The sequence below is a fragment of the Streptomyces rapamycinicus NRRL 5491 genome, assembly GCF_024298965.1.
GTDB classification, from domain to species: domain Bacteria; phylum Actinomycetota; class Actinomycetes; order Streptomycetales; family Streptomycetaceae; genus Streptomyces; species Streptomyces rapamycinicus.
The window spans coordinates 6,289,491-6,315,304 of record NZ_CP085193.1; the positions used below are offsets into that span (position 1 = coordinate 6,289,491).

The following is a 25,814-nucleotide window of genomic DNA, read 5'->3' on the forward strand; positions in this document are numbered from 1 at the left end:
CTAATTGGGTCTTCGGATAGGCCGGTCGCGGTATGGGTAGCCCGTAGCCGACCCCGGTCCGTAGCCGGACGACGACTACGGGCCACCGTCGCACGGAGAGGTGCCGGCCCAGCAGTGACACAGCCCTTTCAACTCCCAGACTTCTACATGCCGTATCCGGCGCGGCTGAACCCCCATGTCCAGGCGGCACGGGAGCACTCCACCCGGTGGGCCCGCGAGATGGGCATGCTCGAGGGCTCGGGGATCTGGGAGCAGGACGATCTCGACGCCCACGACTACGCTCTGCTGTGCGCGTACACCCACCCCGACTGCTCCGACGCGGAGCTCTCGCTGGTCACGGACTGGTATGTGTGGGTGTTCTTCTTCGACGACCACTTCCTGGAGACGTTCAAGCGCTCCCAGGACCGTGCGGCCGGTAAGGCGTATCTCGACCGGCTGCCCGCCTTCATGCCGATGGACCCGGCCGCCCGGACCCCCGAGCCCACCAACCCGGTAGAGGCGGGGCTCGCGGATCTGTGGGCGCGGACGGTGCCCTCGATGTCGGCGGACTGGCGGGCACGGTTCCGGGAGAGCACCGAGAACCTGCTCAACGAATCGCTCTGGGAACTCTCGAACATCAACATCCACCGGGTCCCCAATCCGGTCGAGTACATCGAGATGCGCCGTAAGGTCGGCGGCGCGCCTTGGTCGGCCGGGCTGGTGGAGCACGCCGTGGGGGCCGAGGTACCGGCGGTGATCGCCGGTTCGCGGCCGATGCGGGTGCTGCGGGACGCCTTCGCGGACGCGGTGCACCTGCGCAACGACCTGTTCTCGTACCAGCGGGAGATCGAGGACGAGGGCGAGCTCAGCAATGGCGTCCTGGTCCTGGAGACGTTCCTGTGCTGCACCACCCAGGAGGCGGCCGACTCCGTCAATGAGCTGCTCACCTCACGGCTGCAGCAGTTCGAGGACACCGCCCTCACCGAACTCGGGCCGCTCTTCGCCGAGCACGGCCTGGACCCGGCGGCCTGCGCGGGGGTCCTCGGCTACGTCAAGGGGCTCCAGGACTGGCAGTCCGGCGGCCATGAGTGGCATATGCGCTCCAGCCGGTACATGAACGGCGCGCACGGTGCGGTCGGCCCGGATGGCGCGGACGGTGCGAACGGCACGCAGGGGGCGAGCGGCCCGGACGGTGCGAACAGCCCGGTCGGCCCGGAGGGTGCGAGCGGTGCGGAGGCTGCGAGCGGCGCGGACAAGGCCCCGGCGTGGTCGCCCTTCGCGCTCAGCGGCCTCGGCACCTCCGCGGCCAGCCTGCCGCTGACCACGGGCCGGGCGGAGGCGGCCCGTACCCGCAGGTTCAGCCATGTCCCGTTCCAGAGGACCGGGCCCTCCCTGCTGCCGGACTTCTTCATGCCGTTCGCCCTCCGGCTCAATCAGCATCTGCCCACCGCCCGCGACCACCTCGCCGACTGGGCACATCGGATGGGCATCCTCGGACCGCGGCCCGGCATCCCCGGTCCGCACGTCTGGGACGAGCGGCGGATGCTCGCCGCCGACCTGCCGCTGTGCGCGGCCGGCATCCACCCGGACGGCTCCCCGGACGAACTCGATCTGACGTCGGGCTGGCTGGCCTGGGGCACCTACGCGGACGACTACTACCCGGCGGTATTCGGCCGCACCCACGACCTGGCCGGGGCCCGGGTCTGCAACGCCCGGCTCCGGGCGTTCATGCCGCTCGACGCGGGCCCCACCCCGGCCCCGGCCAACGCGCTTGAGCGGTCGCTGGCCGACCTGTGGAGCCGTACGGCGGGCCCGATGGAGGACTCGGCACGCCGTGAACTCCGCAAGGCCATAGAGGACATGACCGCCAGCTGGCTGTGGGAGCTGGCCAACCACACGAAGAACCGGATCCCCGACCCGGTCGACTACATCGAGATGCGCAGGCGCACCTTCGGCTCCGACCTCACCATGAGCCTGTGCCGACTGGCGCGCGGCCGGCGGGTGCCGCCCGAGATCTACCGCAGCGGCCCGGTCCGGTCGCTGGAGAACGCCGCCATGGACTACGCGACGCTGCTGAACGACGTCTTCTCGTACCAGAAGGAGATCGAGTTCGAGGGCGAGGTCCACAACGGCGTCCTCGTCGTCCAGAACTTCTTCGACTGCGACTATCCGACCGGGGTCGCCGTGGTGAACGATCTGATGACGTCCCGGATGCGGCAGTTCCAGCATGTCGCGGAGCATGAGTTCCCGGTGCTGTACGACGACTTCGGCCTGGAGCCGGAGGCCCGGAGGGCGATGGACGGCTATGTGGAGGAGCTGCGCGACTGGATGTCCGGAATCCTGAACTGGCACCGCGAGGTACCGCGCTACCGGGAAGAGGAGCTGATCCGCGCCCACCGGCGGCCGGTGGGGGCAGGCGCCGGGGCCGTGCCCGTGACGGGCGCCGAAACGGGGACCGGGACCGGAGCCGGGGCGGCGCGGCCGGTGGCCCCGTGGCACGGGCCCACCGGGCTCGGCACCTCGGCCGCGCGGGTTCCGGTGCCCGCCGGAGCCGCCGGATCACATCCGTAAGGACCTCCGTAAGGGCCCGGGAAGCACCGTAAGGACTTCGGGAACGAGACCTCGGCCCGGCCGCCCCGCCTTTGTCCGCCGGGACAAGGCGGGGCGGCCGCTTGTTGGCCGTCCGGCACGATGCCCGGCGCACGGGGCGGCCTGTTGAATGCCGCGCAGTCCCCTCGCGCCCTGGAGGTACCGTGTCGGCCGCAGCTGAAGATCCCGGCAGCCCGGGCCCCGGCCCGGACCCCGGCGTCGCCCCCGCTTCCGCCTCCGCCTCCGCCGGGAGAAGAACGCTCCTCCTGCTGCCCGCCATCCCCGCGCTGGCCCTCCTCGCCTCCGTATGGCTGCCGTTCGTCAACGCCGAGCGGCTCTGGTTCGGGATGCCGTCGCTGTACGTCTGGATCTGCGCCTGGGTGCTCGCGCTCACCCCCGCACTCGCCGCCGTCGAATGGGGCCTGTGGCGCCCCCGCGAGCGGGCGGGCGGTGAGCGGCGGTGAGCGTCGTCCTCGCGGTCTCCCTGCTGGGCATGTGCGCCCTCGCCCTGTGCGGTTTCCTGGGCCGGACCGGCCGCACCACCGATCTCGCCGAATGGGCCGTGGGGCAGCGGAACTTCGGCACCCTCGCGATGTGGTTCCTGCAAGCGGGCGAGGTGTTCACCACCTTCAGCTTCCTCGGCGTCGCCGGGGTCGCGTACGCGGGCGGCAACGCGGCCACGTACGCGATGGTCTACCTGGCCCTGGCCTTCCTCCTGCTCTACTTCATCCAGCCCAGGCTGTGGCGGCTGGGCGAGCGGCACGGCTATCTGACCCAGGCCGACTACTTCACCCAGCGGTACGGCAGCCCGCTGTACGGCAAGGTCGTCGCCGTCATCGGCCTGGTCTTCCTGATCCCGTACCTCCAGCTCCAGATCACCGGGCTGGGCATGGTCGTCGGGCTGGTCACCGGCAGTACGGCCTCCGGGCGGCTGAGCATGGTGCTGGCCTCCGTGCTGACGGCGGCGTTCGTGCTGTGGTCGGGCATCCGGGGGCTCAAGAACAGCGCGTACTTCAAGGACGTGCTGACCCTCGGCGTCATGCTCGTCCTGGCCATCGCCGTCCCGCTGCACTACACCGGCGGTCTGGGCGAGGTGTTCCGGCAGGTGCACGAGGTCCAGCCGCAGATGCTGACCGTGCACTCCGGGGAGCGCGACCGGATGTGGTGGACGACCAGCGTGCTGACCTCGGCGCTCGCGGGCGGGCTGATGGCCACGCCGCACCACTGGCCGCCGCTGATGGCGGCGGGCGGGCCGAGGGCCATCCGCACCAACAACGTCTTCATGCCGCTCTACCAGATCGCGCTGATGGTCCCGATCACCATCGGGTTCACCGGGATGCTGGTGGCCCGGCCGGGCGGGGACGGGGCCGGGGACCCGGACGGGATTCTGCTGACGCTCGCCCAGGGCGCCCTGCCGGGCTGGGCCACCGGGCTGGTCGTGGTCGCCGCGGCGGCGTCCGCGATGGTGCCGGCCGGGGCGATGTGCGTCGGCATCTCGACCCTGGTGGCGCGGAACCTGCTGCCCGCCCGCCGGGAGGCGGCCCGGATGGTGGTCAACCACAGCGTGGTCGTCCTGGCCATCGGGCTCGCGCTCACCCTCGGCATCCTGCGGCCGGGGCTGCTGGCCGACCTCCAGCTGCTCACGGTGAGCGGCTTCATCCAGATCGTGCCGGGGCTGCTGGCGGCGATCGGCCGCCGGCGGCTGCTGACCGCCCCGGGGGCGCTGGCGGGCCTGGTGACCGGTGAGGCGGTGGTGACCTGGCTGACCCTGGCCGAGGTGGAGACCCACCATGTGAACGCGGGCCTGGTCGCGCTGGCGGTCAATGTGCTGGTGGCGGCCGCCGTGACGGCGCTCTTCCGCCGCCCGGCCGCTTCCCCAACCATGGATTCCGCCCCTGGGGCCCATGAGGACGGTGGGCTCCGTAAGGACAGCGGGCCCCGCGAGGACCCTGGTCCGAAGACCCGGACCAGCGCAGCGATGACCATCGAGGAAGGCGAGCGACCGTGACGACGACGGATGACGATCTCTGCTTCAGGACCGCACTGGACCTCAGCGCGCTGCTGCGCTCCCGCGAGCTGTCCGCGCGCGAGCTGCTCGAGGCCCATCTGGCCCGTATCGAACGGGTCAACCCGGCCGTCAACGCGATCGTCACCCTCGTCGCGGACCGCGCCCGCGAGGCCGCCCGGCAGGCCGATGAGCGGATCGCGGCGGGTGAGGAGCCCGGGCCGCTGCACGGGCTGCCCATCGCCCACAAGGACCTCCACAACACCGCGGGCATCCGCACCAGCCATGGCTCGCCGCTCGCCGACGGCGTGCCCGACCAGGACGATCTGCTGATCGAGCGGATACGGGCCGCCGGGGCGATCACCCTCGGCAAGACCAACGTGCCCGAGTTCGGGGCCGGTTCGCACACCTTCAACCCCATATTCGGCGCCACCCACAACCCGCACGACCTGGGCCGCAGCGCGGGCGGCAGCAGCGGGGGCGCGGCGGCCGCGCTGGCCTCCGGCATGGTCCCGATCGCGGACGGCAGCGACACCGGCGGCTCGCTGCGCAACCCGGCCTCGTTCTGCAATGTCGTCGGGCTGCGCCCATCGCCCGGGCGCGTCCCCAACTGGCCCTCCCTCACCGCCTGGGGCACCCTCGGCGTCAAGGGGCCGATGGCCCGTACCGTGGCCGACACCGCCCTGCTGCTGTCCGCCATCGCCGGGCCCGACGCGCGGTCGCCGATCGCCCTGGAGGAGCCCGGCGCCCGCTTCGCCCGCCCCCTGGACCGCGATCTGACGGGGCTGCGGGTGGCCTGGTCGCCGGATCTCGGGGGACTGGTGCCGGTCGAGCCCGAGGTGGCCGCGGTGGTCGAGTCGGCGGCGGAGGTCTTCACCGGCCTCGGCTGTGCCGTGGAGCGGGCCTGCCCGGACCTGACCGAGGCCGAGGAGGTCTTCCGTACGCTGCGCGCCTCGGCCTTCGAGGTCGCCTTCGGCGCGCTCATGGACCGCCACCCCGACGGGCTGAAGCGGGCGATCCGGGAGAACGCCGAGGAGGGGCGCAAGCTCACCGGGCCGGACGTCGGCCGCGCGGAGGTGCTGCACACCCTGCTCTACCACCGCGTCCGGGAGTTCTTCGGCCGCTATGACGTGCTGCTGCTGCCGGTGAGCCAGGTGGCGCCGTTCGACGTGGGTATCGAGTACCCGACCGAGATCGCCGGGGTGGCCATGGACGACTATCTGGACTGGATGCGCTCGGCGTATCTGATCAGCTCGACCGGCAGCCCCGCGCTGTCCGTACCGGCCGGGTTCACGCCCGGCGGGCTCCCCGTCGGGGTGCAGATCGTCGGGCCGCACCGGGCGGACTTCGCGGTCCTCCAGGTCGGCCACGCCTTCGAGCGGGCCACCGGGCACTGGCGGCGGCGCCCGGCGGGGATCGAGTAGCGCACACCCCTGGATAATCCGTGCCTTCGAGCATCAGAGTGAACGGGTCCGGGTAGTGCCCCCGGGGACCATTGGCGCTGATGAGCGGAGGAGCCTTGTACGACGACTCCTCGTACGACGACGCCTCGTACGACGACGCCTCGTACGACGACGCCTCGGACGGGCTGCTTTCGCTGGCCACCAGGGCCGCCGGGCTGGCCGGCGGCCCGGTCACCATTGAGGACGACGCGTCCGAGCTGATCACCTACTCCCCCGGCCAGGAGAACTCCGACGACGCGCGCATCGCCACGATCCTCAGCCGCCGGGTGCCCGACCGGTACCGCACCCTGCTGCGCACCGAGCATCTGGACGAGCGGCTGGCGGGCTCCTCCGGCCCGTTCTACGCGGATCTGCGCGGTGCCGGGATCCTGCCGCGCGCGATCATGCCGATCCGGGCCGGTGACACGGCCATCGGCTCCATCTGGGCGATCGTGCCCTCCTCGCCGTCCCCGGAGCAGCGGGCCGCTCTGGAGGAGTCGGCCGCGTTGCTCGCGCCCCTGCTCGCCCGGCAGGCCGAACGGCGGCTGGCCGCGGACGCGCGGCGGACCGCCGCCGTACGGGCGCTGCTCCGCGGCGGGGACGAGGCCGTCGAGACGGCCCGTGAGCTTCCGCTGGGGCCGGGACCGCTGGCCGTGGTCGCCGTACGCCCGCTGCCGTCGGCGCTCGCGCCCGGCCCCGGTCCGTACGACGGTCGGTGTCACGGCGCGTACGACAACCCGTACGCCAACCCTTACGACGATTCGTACGCCGGTTTGTGCGCGGGCCCGGGCGGCCCGCCCGGCGATCCGCTGCGCCGGGCCCTCGCCGACCTCGACCGCAGGCTCTCCGCGTTCCAGCCCGGTGGGCTCAGCGCGGAGATCGACGGTGTGGGCTATGCCGTGGTGCCGGTCGGCGACGAACAGCGGCTGCTGCGGGCCGTGGGGGAGCTGCCGGAGGTGGCGGCCGGCGTCGGCCGCACCGTCCCGGGGCCCGGTCGGCTCGGCCGCTCACGCGCCGACGCCGAACTGGTGGTCCGGCTGCTCACCCGGCTCGGCGCGACGCGGGAACGCACCGCCCATATCCGCGACGTCCAGCTGGACGCCCTGCTCATGCGGACCGTGGACCTGGCCGTCGAGGCGGGCCACGATCCGCTGGGCGCGCTCGCGGAGCTGGAGGAGTACGACCGCAGGCGCGGCACTTCACTGCTGGACAGCGTGGACCGCTATCTGGCTGCCGGAGAGGACGCCCGGCTGGCGGCCCGTCAGCTGCACGTCCACCCCAACACCCTGCGCTACCGGCTGCGGCGGGCGCAGGAGATCACCGGGCTCGATCTGAGCGACCCCGCCGCCGCGTTCGACATCCGGCTGAGGCTGCGGCTGCGCGCGCTGCGTCTGCCGTAGGCCCTGACCAGCGGAGCTCATGGAGTGTGAGGGAGCGTCCGACGGATCTTGACGCCTGCGGCGGGCTGCTTTCCCCTCCCCGCCCCTTCCCTCAACTGGGGCTCCGCCCCAGACCCCGGGGTAGGTCCAGGGGCGGAGCCCCTGCCACGGGGCGGAGCCGCATATCGATGTTGTGGGAAGGGGCGGGAGGGGGAAAGATCCACCGGCCGGCGCCTGGGCCATGACCGGCCGGCCCGGCCGCTCCACGGCGGACCGTCTGCCTCCGGCGCTCCACGGCGGACCGTCTGCCTCCGGCGCTCCACGGCGGACCGTCTGCCTCCGGCGCTCCACGGTGGACCGTCTGTCCCTGGCGCCCGGCGGACCCGTCAGCCCCCGGCGCCCGGCGGACCGTCAGCCCCCGGCGACAAGACTCCGTTGCTCCTGGCGGCAAGCCTCCGTTTGTCCCCGGCGACAAGGCCGGGCCGTGCGCTCTCGGCCTCCGGGCCAGTGCGGTGCCCGGCCCCCTCCCCCGATGATGGCGTTTCACCCATGGGAAGGAGCGCATCCGTGCCCACTGCCACCGGTCCGTCCCGCCCACCGCGCAGCGCCGTCGTCATCGGCGCGGGCATGGTCGGCCTCGCCACCGCCTGGTCGCTGCGGAACCACGGCGTCGAGGTCACCGTCGTGGAACGGCGCCACCCCGCGGCCGGGGCGTCCTGGGGGAACGCCGGCTGGCTGTCCCCGGCCCTGACGCTGCCGCTGCCCGAACCGGCGGCGCTCCGCTACGGGCTGCGCAGCCTGGTCTCCCCCGAGTCGCCCGTCTACATCCCGCCCCGGCCCGACCCCCGGCTCGCCCGCTTCCTGCTCACCTTCACCCGGAACTGCACCCCGCGCCGCTGGCGGGTCCTGGCCGCCACCTTCGCCACGCTGAACCGCCATGCGCTGGACGCGTACGACGCGCTCGCGGCGGACGGCGTCGCCGAGCCGACCCGGCCCGCCGAACCCTGTCTGATCGCGTTCCGCACCCCGGCCGAGCGCGCCGCGATGGTCGAGGAGTTGGAGCACGCCCGCGCGGCCGGTTTCACGATCGCGTACGAGCGGATCGACGGGGACCGGGCCCGTGCGCTGGAGCCCGCGCTGGGCGACGGCATCGGCGCGGCCGTGGAACTCCACGGCCAGCGCTATCTCAACCCCGGGAACTTCGTCCGCGCCCTCGCCGACGCGGTGCGCAAGCGTGGCGGCGAGATCCTGGAGCGGACGGAGGTGTCCGGTATCCGGGACCTCGGGCGAGCGGGCGTGGCCGTCACCACCTCGGGAGGCGAACTCCGCGCGGACGTCGCCGTCGTGGCCACCGGCGCCTGGCTGGATCCGCTGGTCCGCCCGTTCGGGGTCCGGGTGCCGGTCCAGGCCGGACGCGGCTACAGCTTCAGCGTCCCGGCCGAGGGCGCCCCCACCCGTCCCACCTATCTGGCCGCCCAGAAGGTCGTCTGCACCCCGCTGGGCGAGGGCCGGGTGCGGGTCGCCGGAATGATGGAGCTGGCCCCCGCGGACCGGCCGGTGGACCCGCGCCGCATACGGGCGATCATCGCGGCGGCCCGTCCGCTGCTACGGGGCATCGACTGGGAGGCCCGTACGGACACCTGGGTCGGCGCCCGTCCCTGCACCCCGGACGGACTGCCGCTGATCGGCCCGACCGGCTCGCCGCGCATCTACGTCAACGGCGGCCACGGCATGTGGGGCGTGGCCCTCGGCCCGCTCAGCGGACGGCTGCTGGCCGACGCCATCGCCACCGGCACCTCCCCGGCCGAACTGGCCCCGCTGCACCCGCTGCGCTGAGCGGATCCTCGCTCCCCGCCCGCTCATGTTTCGGCTCGGCGGTCCCGGAAACCCGCCGTGGTGCGCGACGCGACAACGTCGAGAGGAGTCACCGATGAGCACCGTGCGGGAGTCCGTCGAGGTTGGGGTTCCGCTCCACACCGCGTACAACCAGTGGACCCAGTTCACCGAGTTCCCGAGGTTCATGGAAGGCGTGGACCAGGTCACCCAGGTGGACGATCGCCATAACCACTGGGCGACCTCCATTGCCGGTGTGCACCGGGAGTTCGACACCGAGATCGTGGATCAGCTTCCCGATGAGCGCATCGCCTGGCGCACCACCTCCGGTGATGTCCAGCAGCAGGGTCTGGTCACCTTCGAGCCGGTGGACGAGCGCCACACCCGGGTCAATCTGGCCCTGGTCTTCGAGCCGAGCGGGATGGCGGAGAAGGCCGCGGACATGACCGGGACGCTCGACCGGCGGGTGAAGGGGGACCTGCGGAGGTTCAAGGACTTCATCGAGCACCGTGGTGAGGCGGAAGGTGCCTGGCGCGGCCGGATCTCCCCCGGCTGACCGCACCGCACCGAACCGAACCGATCCATAAGCCCGCGAGGGCACGTCCGCGAGGACGAATCCGCAAGTCCGTGAGGGCGCCGACCGCACCGGTCGGCGCCCTCACGCGCGTCTCCGTGGAGATCGGATCCAGCGAGATCAGATCTTGCTCATCCGGTCATACCGGGAGCAAGCTGGAGGTATGGGTGCTCAAACGGTGCCTACGCTGATCTCATCCGTTCAGCGGGCTTTCCGGCTGATGGAGGCAGTGGGCGCGCACGAGGGCGGTGCGCCGGCCAAGCGGCTCGCCCGGGAGACCGGGTTGCCGCTGGCGACCACGTACCACCTGCTGCGGACGATGGCCCACGAAGGCTATCTGTCCCGGCTGGACGACGGCGGCTTCGTGATCGGGGACAAGCTGCGCGCCCTCGAGTCCGGCAGCCGTGAGCAGGCGATGCTCGCCCGGGTCCGGCCCGCCCTGGCCGCGCTGCGCGACGAGCTCTCCGCCGCCGCGTATCTCACCTTCTACGACGAGGGCGAGATCCGGGTCGCGGACATCGTCGATGGCCCGCAGGCGCCCCGGGTCGATCTGTGGGTGGGGTGCGAGGACGCCGGGCACGCCACCGCGCTGGGCAAGTGCGTGCTGCGCGAGCTGGACGACGAGGCCCGCCACGACTATCTCTCCCGCCATCCGCTCGTCGATCTCACCCCGCGCACCGTCACCCGCTCCGACGACCTGCTGCGCCGCCTGGACTCCCCGACTGGAAGTCCCCTGGTCGCGGACCTGGAGGAGTACGCCCTGGGCACGGTCTGCTTCGCGGTGCCGGTCTACTACGGGGACCGGCTCGGCTCGCTCGGGATCTCGCTGCGGGCGGACCGGCTGGCCCGGCTGGCGGAGCTGGATCCGCACCGTGAGCTGTTCCGGACCCGCCTGGTGCCGACGGCGAGCCGGGTGAGCAGGAACCTCTCGCTCACTATCTGAAAACGCGGGCCTTGCCGAATCTATCGAATCGCTGTTTCTCTGGATGAAGCGGACATCCCCGGCGCCATCCCTGGCGTCGCCCGTCATCACCCCCCGGCACCACCCCGGCACCCCCGGTATCACTTGCCCCCGTGGAGAGAGAGCAGCGAAGCAGGTCATGTTCCCGGCCCGACTCCGCCCGTACGACCCGGACCAACCGGACAGCACTGGGCTCATGGCCCCCGCGGTCCCCGTCATCATCATCTGTGGTGTGGCCCTGCTCGCCCTCGTGACCTCGGAGGGGCTGGCCTGGCTGCCACTGCTCGCCGTCGGGCCGGCGCTCGCCGCCGCCCATTGCGGACCGCATGGAGTGATCCGGATCGGGGTGCTCGCCGTGGCGGTGGGCGCGCTGCTGGGCACCCAGGGCGACGAATCGGTGCGCACCCAGGCGATCATGCTGGCCACGCCCGCCGCCGTGGCCCTGGCGAGCTGTGGGGCCAGCGCCCTGCGCAGACGCCGTGAGCAGGTCCTCGCCGCCGTCCGCTCGGTCGCCGAGGCCGCCCAGAACGCCCTGCTCACACCGGTGCCCGCCCGGGTCGGCCAGTTCCAGGTGGCGGTCCGCTACAGCGCCGCCGCCGCGGAGGCACGGGTGGGGGGCGACCTCTATGCCCTGCTGCCCACCCCGCACGGAGTGCGGCTGATCGTCGGCGACGTACGCGGCAAGGGGCTGCCCGCGGTGAGCACCGCCGCCCTGGTGCTCGGCGTCTTCCGCGAGGCCGCCTACGACGAGCCGAACCTGCTCGACGTCGTCGCCAGGATCGAGCGCAGCCTGTCCCGCAACCTGGCGCCCGACGACTTCGTCACCGCCGTGGTCGCCGGATACCCCAGTGAGGGCCGTATGGAACTCGTCAACTGCGGACACGCCCCGCCGCTGCTGGTCGGCGAGACCGGGATCATCGCCGTCGAGCCCACCCGCCCGGCCCCGCCGCTCGGCCTGGCCTCCCTGGGCGGCGAACTGCCGAGCCTCCAGGTGGTGCCGTTCGCCGAGGGCGACCAACTGCTGCTCTACACCGACGGGGTCATCGAGGCGCGGGACCGCGGCCGGGAGTACTTCCCGCTGCTGGAACGGGTGCCGCGGCACATCTGCGACGAGCCGTCCCGCACCCTCGCCTCGCTCCACGACGAACTGCTGTCCCATGTGGGCGGCCGGCTCCACGACGACGCGGCGCTGCTGCTGCTCCGCAAGCCGGTGCTGGGCGCGGTGCGCAGGGCGGTGGACCTGCCGTCGGCGTGAGCGGATGTGCCGTCGGCGTGACCCCTGGTCCGTATGACCCGCTCAGCGCCTCCGGCGGATCGGCTCAGACGACGCCCTGGGCGGCCATCGCCTCCGCCACCCGCACGAATCCGGCGGCGTTCGCGCCCAGGGCGTAGTCGTCGGGGGAGCAGCCGTAGCGGTCGGCGGTGGCCCGGCACAGGGTGTGCACCTCGGTCATGACGGCGGCGAGGCGGGCCTCGGTCTGGGCGAAGGTCCAGCGCTCGCGGGAGGCGTTCTGCTGCATCTCCAGCGCGGAGGTGGCCACACCGCCCGCGTTGGCGGCCTTACCGGGGCCGAAGAGCACATCGGCCTCCCGGAAGATCTCGATCGCCGCCGGGGTGCAGGGCATGTTGGCGCCCTCGGCCACGGCCATCACACCGTTCTTGACCAGGGCGATCGCGCTCTGCTCGGTCAGCTCGTTCTGGGTCGCGCAGGGCAGGGCGACCTCGCAGGGCAGCTCGAAGACCGAGCCGCGGCCGGAGAAGACGGCGCCCGGCTTGGCGTCGGCATAGGCGGAGATCCGCTGCCGCCGGACCTCCTTGATCTCCTTGAGCAGCGCGAGGTCGATACCGTCCGGGTCGACCACATGGCCGGAGGAGTCGGAGCAGGCCACCACCCGGCCGCCGAGGGCGTGGACCTTCTCGACGGCGTAGCGGGCCACATTGCCGGAGCCGGAGACGACGACCGTAAGGCCGTCGAAATCCTTCTTACGGGTGCGCAGCATCTCCTGGACGAAGTGGACGGTGCCGTACCCCGTGGCCTCGGTACGCGCGGGTGAACCGCCCCAGGCGACCGGCTTACCGGTCAGCACACCGGCCTCGAAGCGATTGGTCAGCCGCTTGTACTGGCCGAAGAGGTAGCCGATTTCGCGGGCACCCACCCCGATGTCCCCGGCCGGTACGTCGGTGTGCTCGCCCAGATGGCGGTGGAGTTCGGTCATGAAGGACTGGCAGAACCGCATGACCTCGCCGTCCGAGCGCCCCTTGGGGTCGAAGTCCGCACCGCCCTTGCCGCCGCCGATGGCGAGGCCCGTCAGCGCGTTCTTGAAGATCTGCTCGAAGCCGAGGAACTTCACGATGCCCAGATCGACGCTGGGGTGGAAGCGCAGGCCGCCCTTGTAGGGGCCGAGCGCGCTGTTGAACTCCACCCGGAAGCCGCGGTTGACCTGGACCTCGCCGTCGTCGTCCACCCATGGCACCCGGAAGACGAGCTGCCGCTCCGGCTCGCACAGCCGCTCCAGGATCCGGGCCTCCAGATACTCCGGATGCGCGCCGAGCACGGGGGCGAGGGCCGGCAGCACCTCGCGCGCCGCCTGGTGGAACTCGGACTCCCCGGGGTTGCGGTGCACGATCTGCGCGTAGACGGCCTCGATACGGGCGGTGACGTTCATAGGTGCGTGATGCCTCTCTGTGGGCTTCTGTCTCATATGCCGGTCCTGCGGGGGTCCAGGATCTTGTCCCCGGCGGGGTTCACCATGGCGGCGCGCCCGGGGAGTCGTCCGCGAACCGGGAAGACCGGGGAGCGGGGTGGCGGAGACCGGGGGACAGACCGGGGCAGGGCCGGGGAAGGGCCGGGGGAGAACCGGGGAAGACCTGCGGAGATCGAGAGGTGGTGGAGCCAGCTCCACCCCCGGGCCGGAGTCCCGTACCCCTCCCGGTACGGGACCGCGCTCTCTCCCGCCCGACCGCGCCCGTTTCTAGCGTTCTTCGTGACCGGCGGACCCGTTTGATCCGCCCGGCGTGACGGAGGGGCGGAGAGATGAACCGGCACTGGCGCGGCCGTACGGCGGCCATCGCGGAGCGGACGGGGACCTGGCACCACGCGCTGACCCTGGACGGGGTCACCCGGGAGTACCAGCCGGGGCCCGTGGCGCTGCACCCCATCCATCTGACGGTGCCGCGCGGACGGTTCCTCGCGGTGATGGGCCCCTCGGGATGCGGGAAGTCGACCCTGCTGCAGTGCGCCGCCGGGCTGGACCGGCCGACGGCGGGCACGGTGCGCATCGGCGGCACGGAACTGTCCTCGCTGACCGAGGCGGCCCTGACCCGGCTGCGGCGGGAGCGGATCGGCTTCGTCTTCCAGGCGCACCACCTGGTGCCGTCGCTGAGCGTGGCGGAGAACGTCTCCCTGCCGCTGATGCTCGGCGGCCACAGCGTCGACGGCCGGGACCTGCGGGCCCTCGCCGCGGTCGGGCTGGCGGACCGGGGCGGCGCCATGCCGTACGAACTGTCCGGTGGGCAGAGCCAGCGGGTGGCGATCGCCCGCGCGCTGGTCACCTCGCCCGACATCGTCTTCGCCGACGAGCCGACCGGGGCGCTCGACCCCGCCGCCGCCGAGGAGGTGCTGACACTGCTGCGGCAGGCCGTCGACCGTGACGGCCATACGGTCGTCATGGTCACCCACGACCCGTTCGCCGCCGCCTGGGCCGACGAGGCGCTGTTCCTGATGCGGGGAAAGCTGGCCTGGCGGCAGGAGCGGCCGGAGGCGGCCGACATCCGCCGCGTCCTCAAGGACCTGGGAGGGCGGACGGTATGAAGGTGGCCGCCCTGTTGGCCGCGCGCGCCACTCGTGCCCACCGTAAGGCGTGGATCGCGGTCTTCGCCGCGCTCGCCCTCACCTCCCTGCTGCTCGGCGCCTTCGGGCTGACCCTCGTCTCGGCCTGGAGCGCGCATCCACGGGTGGAGCGGTACGCCGCTGCCGATCTCGTCGTGGCCGGCGACCAGACCACCCGCTTCAGCGCGACGTCCCTGGGCGAGCGCGAGACCGCGAGCGCCGGGCTCACCGAGCGGGTCCGGATCCCCCGGACGGCGCTGAGCGCGGTGCGAGGGGTGCCCGGGGTGCGGACGGCCGTCCCCGACGTGGAATTCCCGGTGGGCCTCGCGGACCGGTCCGCCACCGGCCACCCCTGGGAGACCGCCCGCCTGGCGCCGTACGCGCTGCGGACGGGACGCGCCCCGGAGCGGGCGGACGAGGTGGTGGTGGGCGCCGGGGCGGGTCGCCCCGGCGGGCGGCTGACGCTGCGTGTGGGCGGCCGGGACGCGGCGTACACCGTCGTGGGCGTCGCCGACGGCCCCCGTACGGCCGTGTGGTTCACCGGCGCCGAGGCTCGGCGCCTGTCCGGAAACCCGGAAGCCCTGGACGCCATCGGGGTCGTCGCCCGACCCGGCACGGACCGGGCGGAGCTGGCCGGGCGAGTGCGGAAGGCCCTGGACACGGCCGGTGTCACCGACGTCGGGCACCGCGCGGACGGCGACCCGGCCGCCGTGCGCGTCCTGACCGGAAGCGAGCGCGGCGAGGCCGAGTTCCTGGCCGCCGCGCCCGCCCGTGGCGAACTGCTGGCGGCGCTCGGCTCCGTGGCCGGAGCCGTCGTCCTCGTGGCGCTGCTCGTCGTGTCCTCGACCATCGTCCAGGCGCTGCGGCAGCGCTCCCACGAACTGGGCCTGTTGCGGGCGGTCGGCGCCACACCCTGGCAGTTGCGCGGTGCGGTGGGCCGGGAGGTGGGGCGGGTCGCGGCCTGGGCGGCGCTGGTGGGCGCGGCCGGGGCGGTCCCCGCGTACCTGGGGCTGCGCGCGCTGCTGGCCGCGCGGGGCGCGCTGCCCACCGGGCTCGAGCTGACGCTGCCCCCGCTGCTGTGGCCCGCGCCCCTGGTCACCGCAGCCGTCACCGTCCTGGTGGCCGGGACCGCGGCGCTCGTCGGCTGCTCCAGGACCGCCGCGGCGCGCCCGGCGGAGGTGCTGCGCGAACGGGCGCCCGGCAGGGCGCGGGGCATCACCGGGCTGGTGCTGCTGGGCGTGGGCGCGAGTTCGGCCGGAACGGCCGCCCTTCAGCAGGGCGCGACCGCGGCGGCCGCGGCCGGTGCGGCGGCGGTGACGATGGTGATCGCCTGTGCGGTGCTGGGGCCGTGGATCGCCGAGGGGGCGATGCGGCTGCTCGGCGCCCCACTGCGGCTGTTCGGCCCCGGCGGCCGCCTCGCGGCCGCCAACTGCGCCGCGTCCGCCCACCGGCTGGGCGCGGCGATCACCCCGATCGTGCTGGTCACCGCCTTCGCCGCGGTCCAGCTCTCCGGGGGCGCAACGATGACCCACGCGGGGGACGCCCAGGCCCGCCAGGTGCTGCGCGCCGACTTGGCGGTGCGCGCGGACGGCGGCCTTACGGCCGGTGCGGTGGAGCGGATCCGCGAGCTCCCCGGGGTGCGGGCGGCGACGGAGGCCGTCCCCGGCACGGTGCTGCTGGCGCGGAGCCAACTCGGCTCGCCCGAACTCGAACGGCTGCCCGTCTTCGGCGTCACCCCGGAGCGGCTGACGCGCACCCTCGACCCGGGCGTGCGGAACGGGGACCTCGCCCGGCTGCGGCCCGGCACGATCGCCGTCGGCGCCGACCGGGCCGACGCCCTCGGCGCCCGGCCCGGCTCCACGGTGACCCTGCGGTTCGGGGACGGCCAGGAAGCGCGGCTGCGGGTCGTGGCGACGTACGAACGCGCCATCGCGCTCGGGGACTTCCTCCTCTCCCGCGATGAGCTCCTGCGCCACACATCGATGCCCGACGCGGGGCGGATCCTCGTCGCGACCGCGCCCGATGCCGACCGTAAGGTGCTCACCAAGGCGCTGGCGCGGGCGGTTCCCGGGGCCCGGGTGGAGCGGGACCCGGCGCCGGTAAGGGGCGAGGCGGCGGGCCAGGCGCTGGCCGAGGTGGTGTCGGTGGCGGTGGTCGCGGCCATCGGCGCCTTCACGGTGATCGCCGTCCTCAGCACCCTCGCCCTCATCGCCACCGGACGCCGCCCCGAACTGCGCCTGCTGCGGCTCGCGGGCGCGGGCCGCCGCCAACTGCGCCGGATGCTGCGCCTGGAGGCGGCGGCCACGGTGGTGACCGGCCTGGTGGTGGGTGCGGCCGTGGCATCCGTACCGCTCCTGGCCTTCAGCGCGGCCACGGCGGGCACGCTGCCGTACCTGCCGCCGGTGCAGGCGGTGGCGATCGTCTCGGTGGTCGTGACCACGGCGGCGGCGGGCTCACTGCCACCGGTATGGCCAACGCTGCGGGGACGGTACGTTCCCAGCCCCTCCGGCGACTGATTTTCAGCCCCTCCGGCAGTTAACCTTCAGCCCCTCCGGCGATTGAGGAGCGGAGCCCCGGCGGGGTGAGGGGGCGGAGCCCCCTCTTTCGGGAAGGGGCGGGGCGGGGAAAGCCACGGCTCACGCGGCCGCGAACGCCGCCGGGGCCGAGGCCCCGCACCGGGCTCGGCCCTACCGCCTGTCCGCCGACTCCCCCGTGCCCGCCGCGCCCTTGTTGAGATACGCGAGGACCGCCAGCACCCGCCGGTGCCCGCTGTCGCTCGGCGGCAGGCCCAGCTTGGCGAAGACATTGCCGATGTGCTTGCTGACCGCGCGATCCGAGACCACCAGCGTCCGGGCGATGGTGGCGTTGTCCCGGCCCTCCGCCATCAGGTGCAGCACTTCGCGTTCGCGCGGCGTCAAGGAGTCCACCGGATCGTCCCGGCGCCGGGTCATCAGCTCCTTGACCACCTCCGGGTCCAGCGCCGTACCGCCCGCGACCACCCGTTCCAGCGCGTCCAGGAACTCCTCGACCCGCCCCACCCGGTCCTTCAGCAGATAGCCGAGCCCGCTCGCGCCGTCGGCCAGCAACTCGGCCGCGTAGGTCTCCTCGACGTACTGCGAGAGCACAAGTACCGGCAGGCCGGGCATCTCCCGCCGTGCCGCGAGCGCCGCGCGCAGCCCCTCGTCGCGGAAGCCCGGCGGCATGCGGACGTCGAGCACGGCCGCGTCCGGGCGGTGTTCGAGGAGGGCGGGCAGCACCTCGGGGCCGCTGGAGGCGACGGCCACCACCTCGTGACCGGCGGAGTTCAGCAGCAGGACCATGCCCTCCCTCAGCAGAGCGTTGTCCTCGGCGATCACCACACGCACGGCAGCTCCACTTCGATCAGCGTCGGCCCCCCGACGGGGCTGGTCATCTCCACGGTCCCGTCGAGCGCCGCGACCCGGCGCCGCATGCCGAGCAGCCCGCTGCCGCCCGAGGGATCGGCCCCGCCCCGCCCCTCGTCCCGTACCGAGACCCTCAACCTATCGGGCATCCGGACGAGGCCGACCGACGCCTGCCGCGCCCCGCTGTGCTTGGCCGCGTTGGTCAGCGCCTCCGCGATCACGAAGTACGCGGCCGCCTCGACCGCCGCCGGGGCGCGGGGCCCGTCCTCCACCCCGTCGTCCCGTACGGACACCTCGAGCCCGCTGCCCGCCGCGAGCGCCCGTACGGCGCCCACGAGTCCGCGGTCGGTGAGGATCGGCGGATGGATGCCGCGCACGACATGGCGCAGCTCGGTGAGGGCCTCCTCCGCCTGGTCCTGCGCGTCCGCCAGCAGCTTGTGCGCCGCGTCGGGGTCCTTCTCGTACGCGCGCCGGGCCAGCCCCACCCGCATCGAGAGCGCCACCAGGCGCGCCTGCGCACCGTCGTGCAGGTCCCGCTCGATGCGCCGCAGTTCCGCCCCGTGCGCGGCGACGGCGCCCGCCCGGGTCTCGGACAGCTCCTCCACCCGCTCGGCGAGCCGGGCACTGCGCAGCGCCTCCGGCGACGGCAGCAGCAGCGCCCGCGACCACGCCGCGTCGAGGTCTACGAGCCGCTCGACCAACGGCAGCACCACGGCCCGTTGCTTCAGCAGCCCGCACCACACCCCGTCGAAGAGCAGCCCGATCACCCAGACCGGCATCGCACCGCAGGCCAGCAGCCAGCCGTAACCCGCGTGGGCCACCAGCCAGCGCAGATCGCGGTACGTGGCCGGATCCCCGACCGCCGCCCGCGCCCGCGTGAACGCCTCCCCGTTCAGCGGCCGGTACGCCTCGGGCACCGGCTCCCCGGTCCAGGCACCCACCAGCCGACGCTTGTACCCGGCCGTCCTGCGCAGCAGCAGCACCGACTCGGGCAGCACCCCCGCCCCCACGACGGTGGCCATCGCCACGGCGGCGAAGATCACCACCCCGATGGACAAGTACGAGGCCAGGGCCAGCCCGGCCGCTCGCAGCAACTCGACCGAGGCCCACCCCGCCCGCCGCACCGTCTCCCGCATGGCCGTCAGGCTAAGCGACGGGCTGGGCCCACGGGAGCGGAGTGCGCCGTCCGGTAGGTGAATCGGTAGGGGTGTAGTCCGCTACACCCCGGATCCGGGGGCGCGGCCCATCGAGGCGGCGGCGCGAACCCGGAATCGTAGACCTCAGCAAACGAACCCCCGAACCCCCCGAACCCGCGAACCCCAGACCACCCACCGGCCCGCCAAGGGCCCCTCCGAAAGGAACCCCTCATGAAGTCCCTGCTCTGGCTGGTCCTGGCCATCGCCGCCATCGTCAACGTCGCCTCCAGCTTCGCCTTCGACGGCGTCGAGCAGATCCTGGTCAGCAGCGTCACGGGCCTCGCCGCGATCACCACCGCCACGGCCCTCTACCTGACCCGCGACCGCCGCACCGCCTGAACGGGTGCACCCGGCACCTATCTCACCTCGGACATCCCCCGCCACCACCGACTGTCCGGAGCGTCCACGCGAACGGTCCTGGCCCTCGCCGTGATCCTGGCGTCGAGGGCCCAGACGAGCACCCGCAGCTCGCGCGCGCTCTTCTTGGGCAGGGCGTGGAGCGCGGTCTCGAGGAAGTCGCGAAAAGATCCGGGATCGCAGCCACACTCGTACAGCTCGCACCGAGGCCCCCAGGAAGCGTCGGTCACACCTCTGAGGGGACCGTGGGCCAGGGCCCTCCAGTGCCAGAAGGCTTCCTCGATCGCCTCGGGCCAGAAGCGGGTGCGCTCGAGCCGACGCAGATCGGCGGCGCAGGCCCCCGAGAGCCGGTCGATCGGCGGATACCGCCGACGCCTCAGGAGACGGACCGGAATGTCGCCCCGCAGGGCTGATGGGCGCCTACGCGGCATGGCCCTTTCGACAGTTGGTCATGCGGATCAACGTACCGTCCCCGAAGGGCGGCCGACCAAGCGTTTTTCGGGGGTACGCGCCCGGGCGGCTCAGGCCCCGGCCGCCCCCGCGTCGGCGTCGGTCCCGGCGGGATCGTCGGGTACGAGCACGAAGCTGATGATGTGGCGGGTGCGGCCGTCACCCGGAGTGGTCTGGGCGCGGCGGGCCACGGCGGCTTCGATTTCTTCGACGAGTTCGGCGAATTCCTCGTCGGTCAGCCATACCGCGCCCTGCCGGTAGACGACACCTTCGCGGGCCGGATCGGCGTCGTCGCGGGAGAGATAGCGGTCGAAGTCGGCCATCAGGGCTCCGGTGAACACGGTGAACGCCTGCCGGTGATCGTCCTTGGTCATGGCGGTACGGGCGTCGGCGTCCACGACGGCCTTGTCCTGGCGTACCCGGTAGCTGCGTTCGACGGTGCCGCGAACCTGCCTTTCGTGGACCACTTCCAGGATGCCCGCCTGGGTGAGAGTCGCGATGTGCCGGTACATCGTGGCCGGCGGAACGTCGGGCAGCCGGTCGCGCAGCTGTGCGGTGGTCAGCTCGTCGGCCCCGACCAGGGCTTGCAGGATGCGCATCCGGACGGGGTGGAGGAGAAGGTTCGCGGTTGGCATGACTTCAATGCTCTCACATCTGATAACGTTCTCGTAGTTGAGAACAATGAGAGGCGGAGCCTTGCCCGAGATCGACATGACGGTCACCGCGGAGGACGGGACCCCCTTGGCCGGCACCCTGACCCTGCCCGCCGGCCCCGGCCCGCACCCCGCCGTCCTGCTCCTGCACGGCTCCGGCCCCCTGGACCGCGAAGGCAACACCCGTAAGGTCCAGATGAACCTCGGCCGACCACTGGCCGCCGCCCTCGCGGCGGAGGGTCTCGCCGTGCTGCGCTACGACCGGCGCGGCGCCGGTGCCACCCCCGGCGCCTGGCGGGCGACCGGCTTCACCGACAACTACAAGGACGCGGCCGCCGCCCTGCGCGCCCTGGCCGAGCACCCCGCCGTACGCCCCGACACCGTCGGCGTCATCGGCCACAGCGAAGGCGCCCTGCATGCCATGAGCCTCGCCGCGCGCCAAGACGTGGGGGCGGTTGTGCTGCTGGCCGGTTATGCCCGCCCGGGCGAGGAGGCCCTGCGCTGGCAGGCCCGCTCGATCATCCAGGGCATGCCCGCCCCCGTCCGCCTCCTGCGCCGCCCCCTGGGGGCCTTGGGAAACCGGGCCCTCGCCCGGATCAAGAGGACCCGCACGGACGTGGCACGCGTCGCCGGATTCCCGGTCAACGCCCGCTGGATGCGCGAGAACCTCGCCCACGACACCCGTGACGACCTGACCGCCGTCCACGCGCCCGTCCTGGCCGTCACCGGCGCCAAGGACCTCCAAGTGGACCCCGCCGACCTGGACGAGATGCACCGCCTGGTGCCGGGCGGGGCCGAGATCCACCGCATCCCCGACCTCACGCACATCCTGCGCCGCGACCCCGGCCGCCACACCCTCCGCGCCTACCGCCGACTCCTGCGCGACCCGGTCGACCCCGGCCTCCTGAACCTCATCACCGCGTGGCTCGCCCGCCAACTGGGCGCGGCCTCCGGGCAGATGCGCGCCGAAGGGCGAACGCTCCCCTCCTGACCCCGGCGCCCGCCCGCGCGAGCGCCCACCCGCGCGTACGCAAGACAACCAACGGACACCCGACACCGGAAGCTTTGGCATGCCTACATCAATTTTCTCGACACCCTCCACACCCTCCGCACCCTCCACAGCCCTCTCCGCCCCCAATCGCCACCGAAGCGACCTGACCCTTTTCATGGTCATCGCCTTCGGCGTGAGCTGGGCGTCCTGGTTCACGGCGGTCGGGCTCGGCGGATCGGCGACGCAGGCCCCCACGGTCCTGCCCTACCTCTTCGGCGCGTTCGGCCCGTTGATAGGCGCCCTGGTGATCCGGGTCCGCCGTGGCCGCCGCGGCGAGCCCGCCCCCGAGCATGTGGTCCGGTTCCGGCGGACCACCCTGTTCTGGGCGCCACTGCTCCTGGCGCTGGCCTCGGCGACCGTGCTGTCGGCCGCACTGCTGGCGCACGCGGCGAGCGGCCCCGCACTGAGCTGGGACGACGCGAAGGAAGTGATGCAGGACGCCGGCGGGCCCGCGGCGTTCCTCGTCAGCATGGTGATCTCCGGCCCGCTGTCCGAGGAGCCGGGCTGGCGCGGCACCGCCTACCCGAGGATGCGCGCGTCGATGGGGCGCTTCCGGGTCGGCCTGGTGCTGGGCGTCATCTGGGCCGTATGGCACCTGCCGCTGTTCTTCATCGACGGAACCGTCCAGAACGAACTGGGCCTGAAGTCCCCCAGCGGCGTGCTCTTCGCCGTCAGCGCCATCCCAATGGCCATGCTCACCGCCTGCGCCTACGAACGCGCCGGCGTCGTCGCGTCGATCGCGGTGCATTTCGCGGTCAACACGACGATGGTCCTACTGGACGTCAAGGCCCCCGTCACCCAGGCCATGATCATCGGAGTCCAGGCCATCCTGGCAACCCTCCTCCTGACCACCAACCGCCCCACCAACAAGCCCGCCACGTTGATCCCCACCCTCACCGATCACGGGGCTCACTGACCCCGGCCCGAGACGAAAGACCACGAAGGGCCCGGACCGATACCCGGTCCGGGCCCTTCGATTGCCCTCGCGGGCGGAGGCGGAGGATACGAGATTCGAACTCGTGAGGGGTTGCCCCCAACACGCTTTCCAACTGTCCGCATGACTGTACGGGGGCGTCCGTGGGCGTTCACGCAGCAGCTCAGAGGGGGCGCGCGTACGTCGGCGAACGGTGGTGTACGTCAGCGCACTGGACAAAGACCAGGACAACGGGCGGTGCCTGAGCGGAACGGGGGAGGCAAGCCATCGGCCGGTCGCACGGGGCGTGGGAAGCTGGAGGATGTGAGGCGCCACCGGGACGCCGGTGAGGTCAAGGAAAGGGGAAGCCACGTGCCGCAGCGCAGTCCGCGAGGTACGTACCTGGAGGTCTCGGAAGCTCTCCGCGAGAGGATCAGGAAGGGCGAGATCACAGAAGCGTTGCCGTCTCAGGCAGCGCTCATGAGTGAGTACAGCTTGAGCCGCAGCACCATCGAACGGGCTCTTGCTGCCCTCAAGGCTGACGGCGTAATCGAGTCCGTACAGGGCGCCGGGTGGTACGTCGCGGGGAGCGGCGACCGCCGGCCGTTGGTCGAGAAGGTGACCGACCTGTTGCGGGCCGATGGGGTCAAGGTCGGCGACCGCTTCCCCACCGAGAAGGAGCTGTGCGACCGGTTCGGGGCGTCGCGGACTGCCGTCCGTTCCGCCATCGCGCAGATGGAAGGGCAAGGGCTCATCGGCAAGGGTGCGGCGCGAGGGCGGGAAGTCCGAGCGTTGCCAGTTGGACAGGGGACCCAGACGGCATGACGACGACCGAGCTCACCGAGTTCGACGCGGACGCGGCAGGGGCCATTCTGCGTAAGGCGTGCGAGGTTGCCGACGTGGACCCGGACGGAATTGAGATGCTGCGATTCGGGGACCACGCGGTATTTCGAATTGACGGCGGTCGGATCGTCTCGCGGGTGGGGCGAAGTTCCGACCGACTTCCCTCTGTGCAAAGGGAAGTAGCGGTGGCGGGATGGCTCGCCGCTGAGGGATATCCGGCGGCACGACTTGTCACAGCAGCAACACAGCCGGTCGTCGTTCAGGGCCATCCGGTTACGTTCTGGGAAGGTCTCGCCGACGGAGAAAAGTACGCGAGTACGGGCGAGATGGGTGTACTACTGAGGCAGCTTCACGAATTGGAACCGCCGCATTTTTCTCTCCCGCCTCTTCAGCCTTTCGACAAGGTTGCGCAGCGTCTGAGTCGTGCCGCTATCCCGGATGCAACCCGCACTTTCCTCCGGTCCATGGCGGACGATTTGGAAGCGGAGTACAGTCGTCTCCGGTTCGCGCTTCCGGTGGGGCATCTGCACGGTGACTTCAATGTCGGCAACGTCTTGCGTGACGAGACCAGCCACCCCAAGGTCATCGACTTGGACGGGTTCGTCACAGGCCCGCGAGAGTGGGACCTTATGCAGACAGCCATGTACTACGACAGCTTCGGTTGGCATACAGAAGCCGAGTACGCCGATTTTGTCGCCGGATACGGGTTCGACGTACGGGAATGGTCCGGGTACGCCGTCCTACGCAGCATCCGCGAATTGCTGATGGTTACATGGCTCTCGCAGAATGCTGGTACTGATTCGCGTGCAGCGGATGAAGTCGAGAAGCGGGTGGAAACCCTCCGGTCGGGTGGCTCTCGCCGAAATTGGGCGCCTTTCTAGGCGCGTCAACCGGCCTGCTGCCAGAGGCGGAAGCCACGGGCCTTTTCCTCGAATTCGCGAAAGTCTGTGGCCCGCCTCATTCCATCCGTGACTCGCCCCTGGAACTCCCGTACGTACTCAATGCAGCGCGCAGACTTCAAGCCCTCACCAAGTTGTAGCGCGTTCAGCGCAATGCTGAAACCCTGGCCGATCTCCCCTTGGTTGATGTACGACTCAGCCTGAACCATCGTCGCAAAGAAGTCGCTGCGATTGTTCAGGCCATCGCCGAAGATGGAGCCCGTGCCCCGTTCCGCGGCTTCGGCGGAGCGGCCCAGGTCGCGGAAGCAGTGACCTATCTCGGCTGCAAGCTCTACTTCGTCGAAATACGCGATGTACGGCGGGTCGCTGTCTGCTGTCCGTTGGCCCAGCCTGCGTTCCGCCTCCGCAAGGGCGAGGTCACAGCCTCGCTCGTCCCCGAGACGGGCGAGGGCCCGTGCCTCCATCGCATGGAACTGGGCGTCCATCGTGGGCCCAAGGACGCCGGCGGGGCCCGTGTACGCAGCACGGGCGAGGGTGGCCGCGTCCTGGTATCTCCCCAGGAACGTGGCCTGATGGCTCATTGCGGACAGGACACTCCCGCCGAGAAGTCTGTCACCGGCCGCTTGCGTCATGCGTAGAGCCTGGATGAGGTAGCGCTGAGCAATCCCGTGTAGGCCGCTGTCGTACGACATCCAACCGGCGAGTAGGAGAGCTTCGGCGACAGCCGAATGCAGTTCTTTGCCTATGGCGTCGGAGTACTTCCCATCAAGCATCGGACGGACATCCGTATGCAGGTACTGGATCAGGGCCCGTCGCGCGTGACCGCCACCGAACTTTCCGTCAAGCATGCTGAACGCGTCGGCTGTCGAGCGCACCATGTCCACGTCCACGACGCCGACCGCGCGGTTTCCCAAACGCGTGAGTTCACCGTCCGGAGGGGCGACGATCCAACGCAGGGAAGCGGTGTTCCAGGCTGCGGAGTCCGGCTGTGCTCGTACCAGCGCCTGGGCGTCGGCGAGGTCGGCCCGCCAGAGGTCAGTCACGGTCTTGACCGTGCTCTCCGGCTTGTCCGCGAAGTTAAGACCAAGCTCCGGCTGTACGGCGGAGACCGCCGCGTTGCCCATCCCGATGTCATCGATCGTGAGTTGGCGGCCCACCTTGCGCCCCACGGCGTCGGCGATGAACTGGGGCAAGTTGCCGCGCGGTATGGAGCCCTTGAGCCATCTGGTGACGTACGTGTGGTCACAGGTGATGACCTCGCCTGACCGGGCAGCAGCAGCGACCACCGCGCGGGCAAGGGACTTGTGCGAGAAGTCGCCTTCCTGCATGAGCGCGGCCAGTCTGGCGTTCTGGTCTGCCATTGGACCCCCAGAGAGTGACCGTCGTGCCAGCTTGACTCATCGTCACTCTACGCAGGTCAGGGCGGGGGTGCAGCGACTTTGCACGTAGGAGTGCACGACTGCACCCCCAAGTGCACG

At 72.0% G+C, this 25,814-nt stretch carries 22 protein-coding genes; 16 read left to right on the top strand and 6 right to left on the bottom strand.

Annotated elements, in window-relative coordinates:
- Positions 1-114: 114 nt before the first annotated feature.
- The 9 genes from LIV37_RS26385 to LIV37_RS26425 all read left to right on the top strand — a co-directional run bounded on the left by LIV37_RS26385 (position 115) and on the right by LIV37_RS26425 (position 12,017).
- The gene (locus LIV37_RS26385; RefSeq protein ID WP_121824488.1) at positions 115-2,550 is read left to right on the top strand and encodes a terpene synthase family protein; all 2,436 of its coding nucleotides are present in this window, start codon (positions 115-117) and stop codon (positions 2,548-2,550) included.
- A gap of 182 nt (positions 2,551-2,732) precedes the next feature.
- Positions 2,733-3,032 carry a hypothetical protein gene (locus LIV37_RS26390; RefSeq protein ID WP_020870146.1) on the top strand — a complete coding sequence of 100 codons (300 nt, stop codon included), beginning with the start codon at positions 2,733-2,735 and terminating at the stop codon, positions 3,030-3,032.
- Complete coding sequence (locus LIV37_RS26395) at positions 3,029-4,576, top strand: sodium:solute symporter family protein (protein ID WP_020870147.1); 1,548 nt, start codon at positions 3,029-3,031, stop codon at positions 4,574-4,576. The genes LIV37_RS26390 and LIV37_RS26395 overlap by 4 nt, the downstream gene beginning before the upstream one ends.
- Complete coding sequence (locus LIV37_RS26400) at positions 4,573-5,997, top strand: amidase (protein ID WP_020870148.1); 1,425 nt, start codon at positions 4,573-4,575, stop codon at positions 5,995-5,997. The genes LIV37_RS26395 and LIV37_RS26400 overlap by 4 nt, the downstream gene beginning before the upstream one ends.
- Before the next feature lie 80 nt (positions 5,998-6,077).
- Positions 6,078-7,415 carry a PucR family transcriptional regulator gene (locus tag LIV37_RS26405; protein WP_148717797.1) on the top strand — a complete coding sequence of 446 codons (1,338 nt, stop codon included), beginning with the start codon at positions 6,078-6,080 and terminating at the stop codon, positions 7,413-7,415.
- A 546-nt stretch (positions 7,416-7,961) separates the two neighbouring features.
- Positions 7,962-9,230 (top strand): NAD(P)/FAD-dependent oxidoreductase, encoded by a 1,269-nt coding sequence (locus LIV37_RS26410; protein WP_020870150.1) that lies wholly within the window; start codon positions 7,962-7,964, stop codon positions 9,228-9,230.
- Between the two features lie 94 nt (positions 9,231-9,324).
- Positions 9,325-9,783, top strand: coding sequence for an SRPBCC family protein (locus LIV37_RS26415; RefSeq protein ID WP_020870151.1), 459 nt, complete (start codon positions 9,325-9,327; stop codon positions 9,781-9,783).
- Positions 9,784-9,964: 181 nt separating this feature from the next.
- On the top strand, positions 9,965-10,744 hold the full coding sequence (locus tag LIV37_RS26420; protein ID WP_121824486.1) for an IclR family transcriptional regulator: 780 nt from the start codon (positions 9,965-9,967) through the stop codon (positions 10,742-10,744).
- Positions 10,745-10,958: 214 nt separating this feature from the next.
- On the top strand, positions 10,959-12,017 hold the full coding sequence (locus LIV37_RS26425; protein ID WP_167525795.1) for a PP2C family protein-serine/threonine phosphatase: 1,059 nt from the start codon (positions 10,959-10,961) through the stop codon (positions 12,015-12,017).
- 64 nt (positions 12,018-12,081) lie between these two features.
- On the opposite strand, the gene gdhA is transcribed toward LIV37_RS26425, so the two are convergent.
- On the bottom strand, positions 12,082-13,428 hold the full coding sequence (gene gdhA / locus LIV37_RS26430) for an NADP-specific glutamate dehydrogenase (protein WP_020870154.1): 1,347 nt from the start codon (positions 13,426-13,428) through the stop codon (positions 12,082-12,084).
- A 368-nt stretch (positions 13,429-13,796) separates the two neighbouring features.
- On the opposite strand from gdhA, the gene LIV37_RS26435 reads away from it, so the two are divergent.
- The gene (locus tag LIV37_RS26435; protein WP_020870155.1) at positions 13,797-14,573 is read left to right on the top strand and encodes an ABC transporter ATP-binding protein; all 777 of its coding nucleotides are present in this window, start codon (positions 13,797-13,799) and stop codon (positions 14,571-14,573) included.
- Entirely contained in the window at positions 14,570-17,107 is a 2,538-nt protein-coding gene (locus LIV37_RS26440) for an FtsX-like permease family protein (RefSeq protein WP_121824485.1), read from the top strand. Before LIV37_RS26435 ends, LIV37_RS26440 begins: the two co-directional genes overlap by 4 nt.
- A gap of 171 nt (positions 17,108-17,278) precedes the next feature.
- On the opposite strand, the gene LIV37_RS26445 is transcribed toward LIV37_RS26440, so the two are convergent.
- The gene (locus LIV37_RS26445; RefSeq protein ID WP_020870158.1) at positions 17,279-17,956 is read right to left on the bottom strand and encodes a response regulator transcription factor; all 678 of its coding nucleotides are present in this window, start codon (positions 17,954-17,956) and stop codon (positions 17,279-17,281) included.
- Positions 17,944-19,110 (bottom strand): sensor histidine kinase, encoded by a 1,167-nt coding sequence (locus tag LIV37_RS26450; protein ID WP_020870159.1) that lies wholly within the window; start codon positions 19,108-19,110, stop codon positions 17,944-17,946. Before LIV37_RS26450 ends, LIV37_RS26445 begins: the two co-directional genes overlap by 13 nt.
- 231 nt (positions 19,111-19,341) lie before the next feature.
- Between LIV37_RS26450 and LIV37_RS26455 the strand changes: the two genes are divergently transcribed.
- Positions 19,342-19,509, top strand: a complete 168-nt coding sequence (locus LIV37_RS26455; RefSeq protein ID WP_020870160.1) for a hypothetical protein — start codon at positions 19,342-19,344, stop codon at positions 19,507-19,509.
- A gap of 17 nt (positions 19,510-19,526) precedes the next feature.
- On the opposite strand, the gene LIV37_RS26460 is transcribed toward LIV37_RS26455, so the two are convergent.
- On the bottom strand, positions 19,527-19,757 hold the full coding sequence (locus LIV37_RS26460) for a hypothetical protein (protein ID WP_148717796.1): 231 nt from the start codon (positions 19,755-19,757) through the stop codon (positions 19,527-19,529).
- 291 nt (positions 19,758-20,048) lie between these two features.
- Complete coding sequence (locus LIV37_RS26465) at positions 20,049-20,612, bottom strand: helix-turn-helix domain-containing protein (RefSeq protein WP_020870162.1); 564 nt, start codon at positions 20,610-20,612, stop codon at positions 20,049-20,051.
- 61 nt (positions 20,613-20,673) lie between these two features.
- Here LIV37_RS26465 and LIV37_RS26470 point away from each other — a divergent pair, with 61 nt between their 5' ends.
- The 4 genes from LIV37_RS26470 (at position 20,674) to LIV37_RS26485 (ending at position 24,318) form a co-directional block, all read left to right on the top strand.
- On the top strand, positions 20,674-21,621 hold the full coding sequence (locus LIV37_RS26470; RefSeq protein ID WP_020870163.1) for an alpha/beta hydrolase: 948 nt from the start codon (positions 20,674-20,676) through the stop codon (positions 21,619-21,621).
- Positions 21,622-21,796: 175 nt separating this feature from the next.
- A complete protein-coding gene (locus LIV37_RS26475; protein WP_020870164.1) occupies positions 21,797-22,597 on the top strand; it encodes a CPBP family intramembrane glutamic endopeptidase in 801 nt (266 codons plus the stop codon).
- Between the two features lie 369 nt (positions 22,598-22,966).
- On the top strand, positions 22,967-23,419 hold the full coding sequence (locus LIV37_RS26480; protein WP_020870165.1) for a GntR family transcriptional regulator: 453 nt from the start codon (positions 22,967-22,969) through the stop codon (positions 23,417-23,419).
- A complete protein-coding gene (locus tag LIV37_RS26485; RefSeq protein WP_121824484.1) occupies positions 23,416-24,318 on the top strand; it encodes a phosphotransferase enzyme family protein in 903 nt (300 codons plus the stop codon). The genes LIV37_RS26480 and LIV37_RS26485 overlap by 4 nt, the downstream gene beginning before the upstream one ends.
- Positions 24,319-24,323: 5 nt before the next feature.
- Here LIV37_RS26485 and LIV37_RS26490 read toward each other — a convergent pair whose 3' ends face one another.
- Positions 24,324-25,697 (bottom strand): NsdA family TPR-like regulatory protein, encoded by a 1,374-nt coding sequence (locus tag LIV37_RS26490; protein WP_020870167.1) that lies wholly within the window; start codon positions 25,695-25,697, stop codon positions 24,324-24,326.
- Between the last annotated feature and the right edge of the window lie 117 nt (positions 25,698-25,814).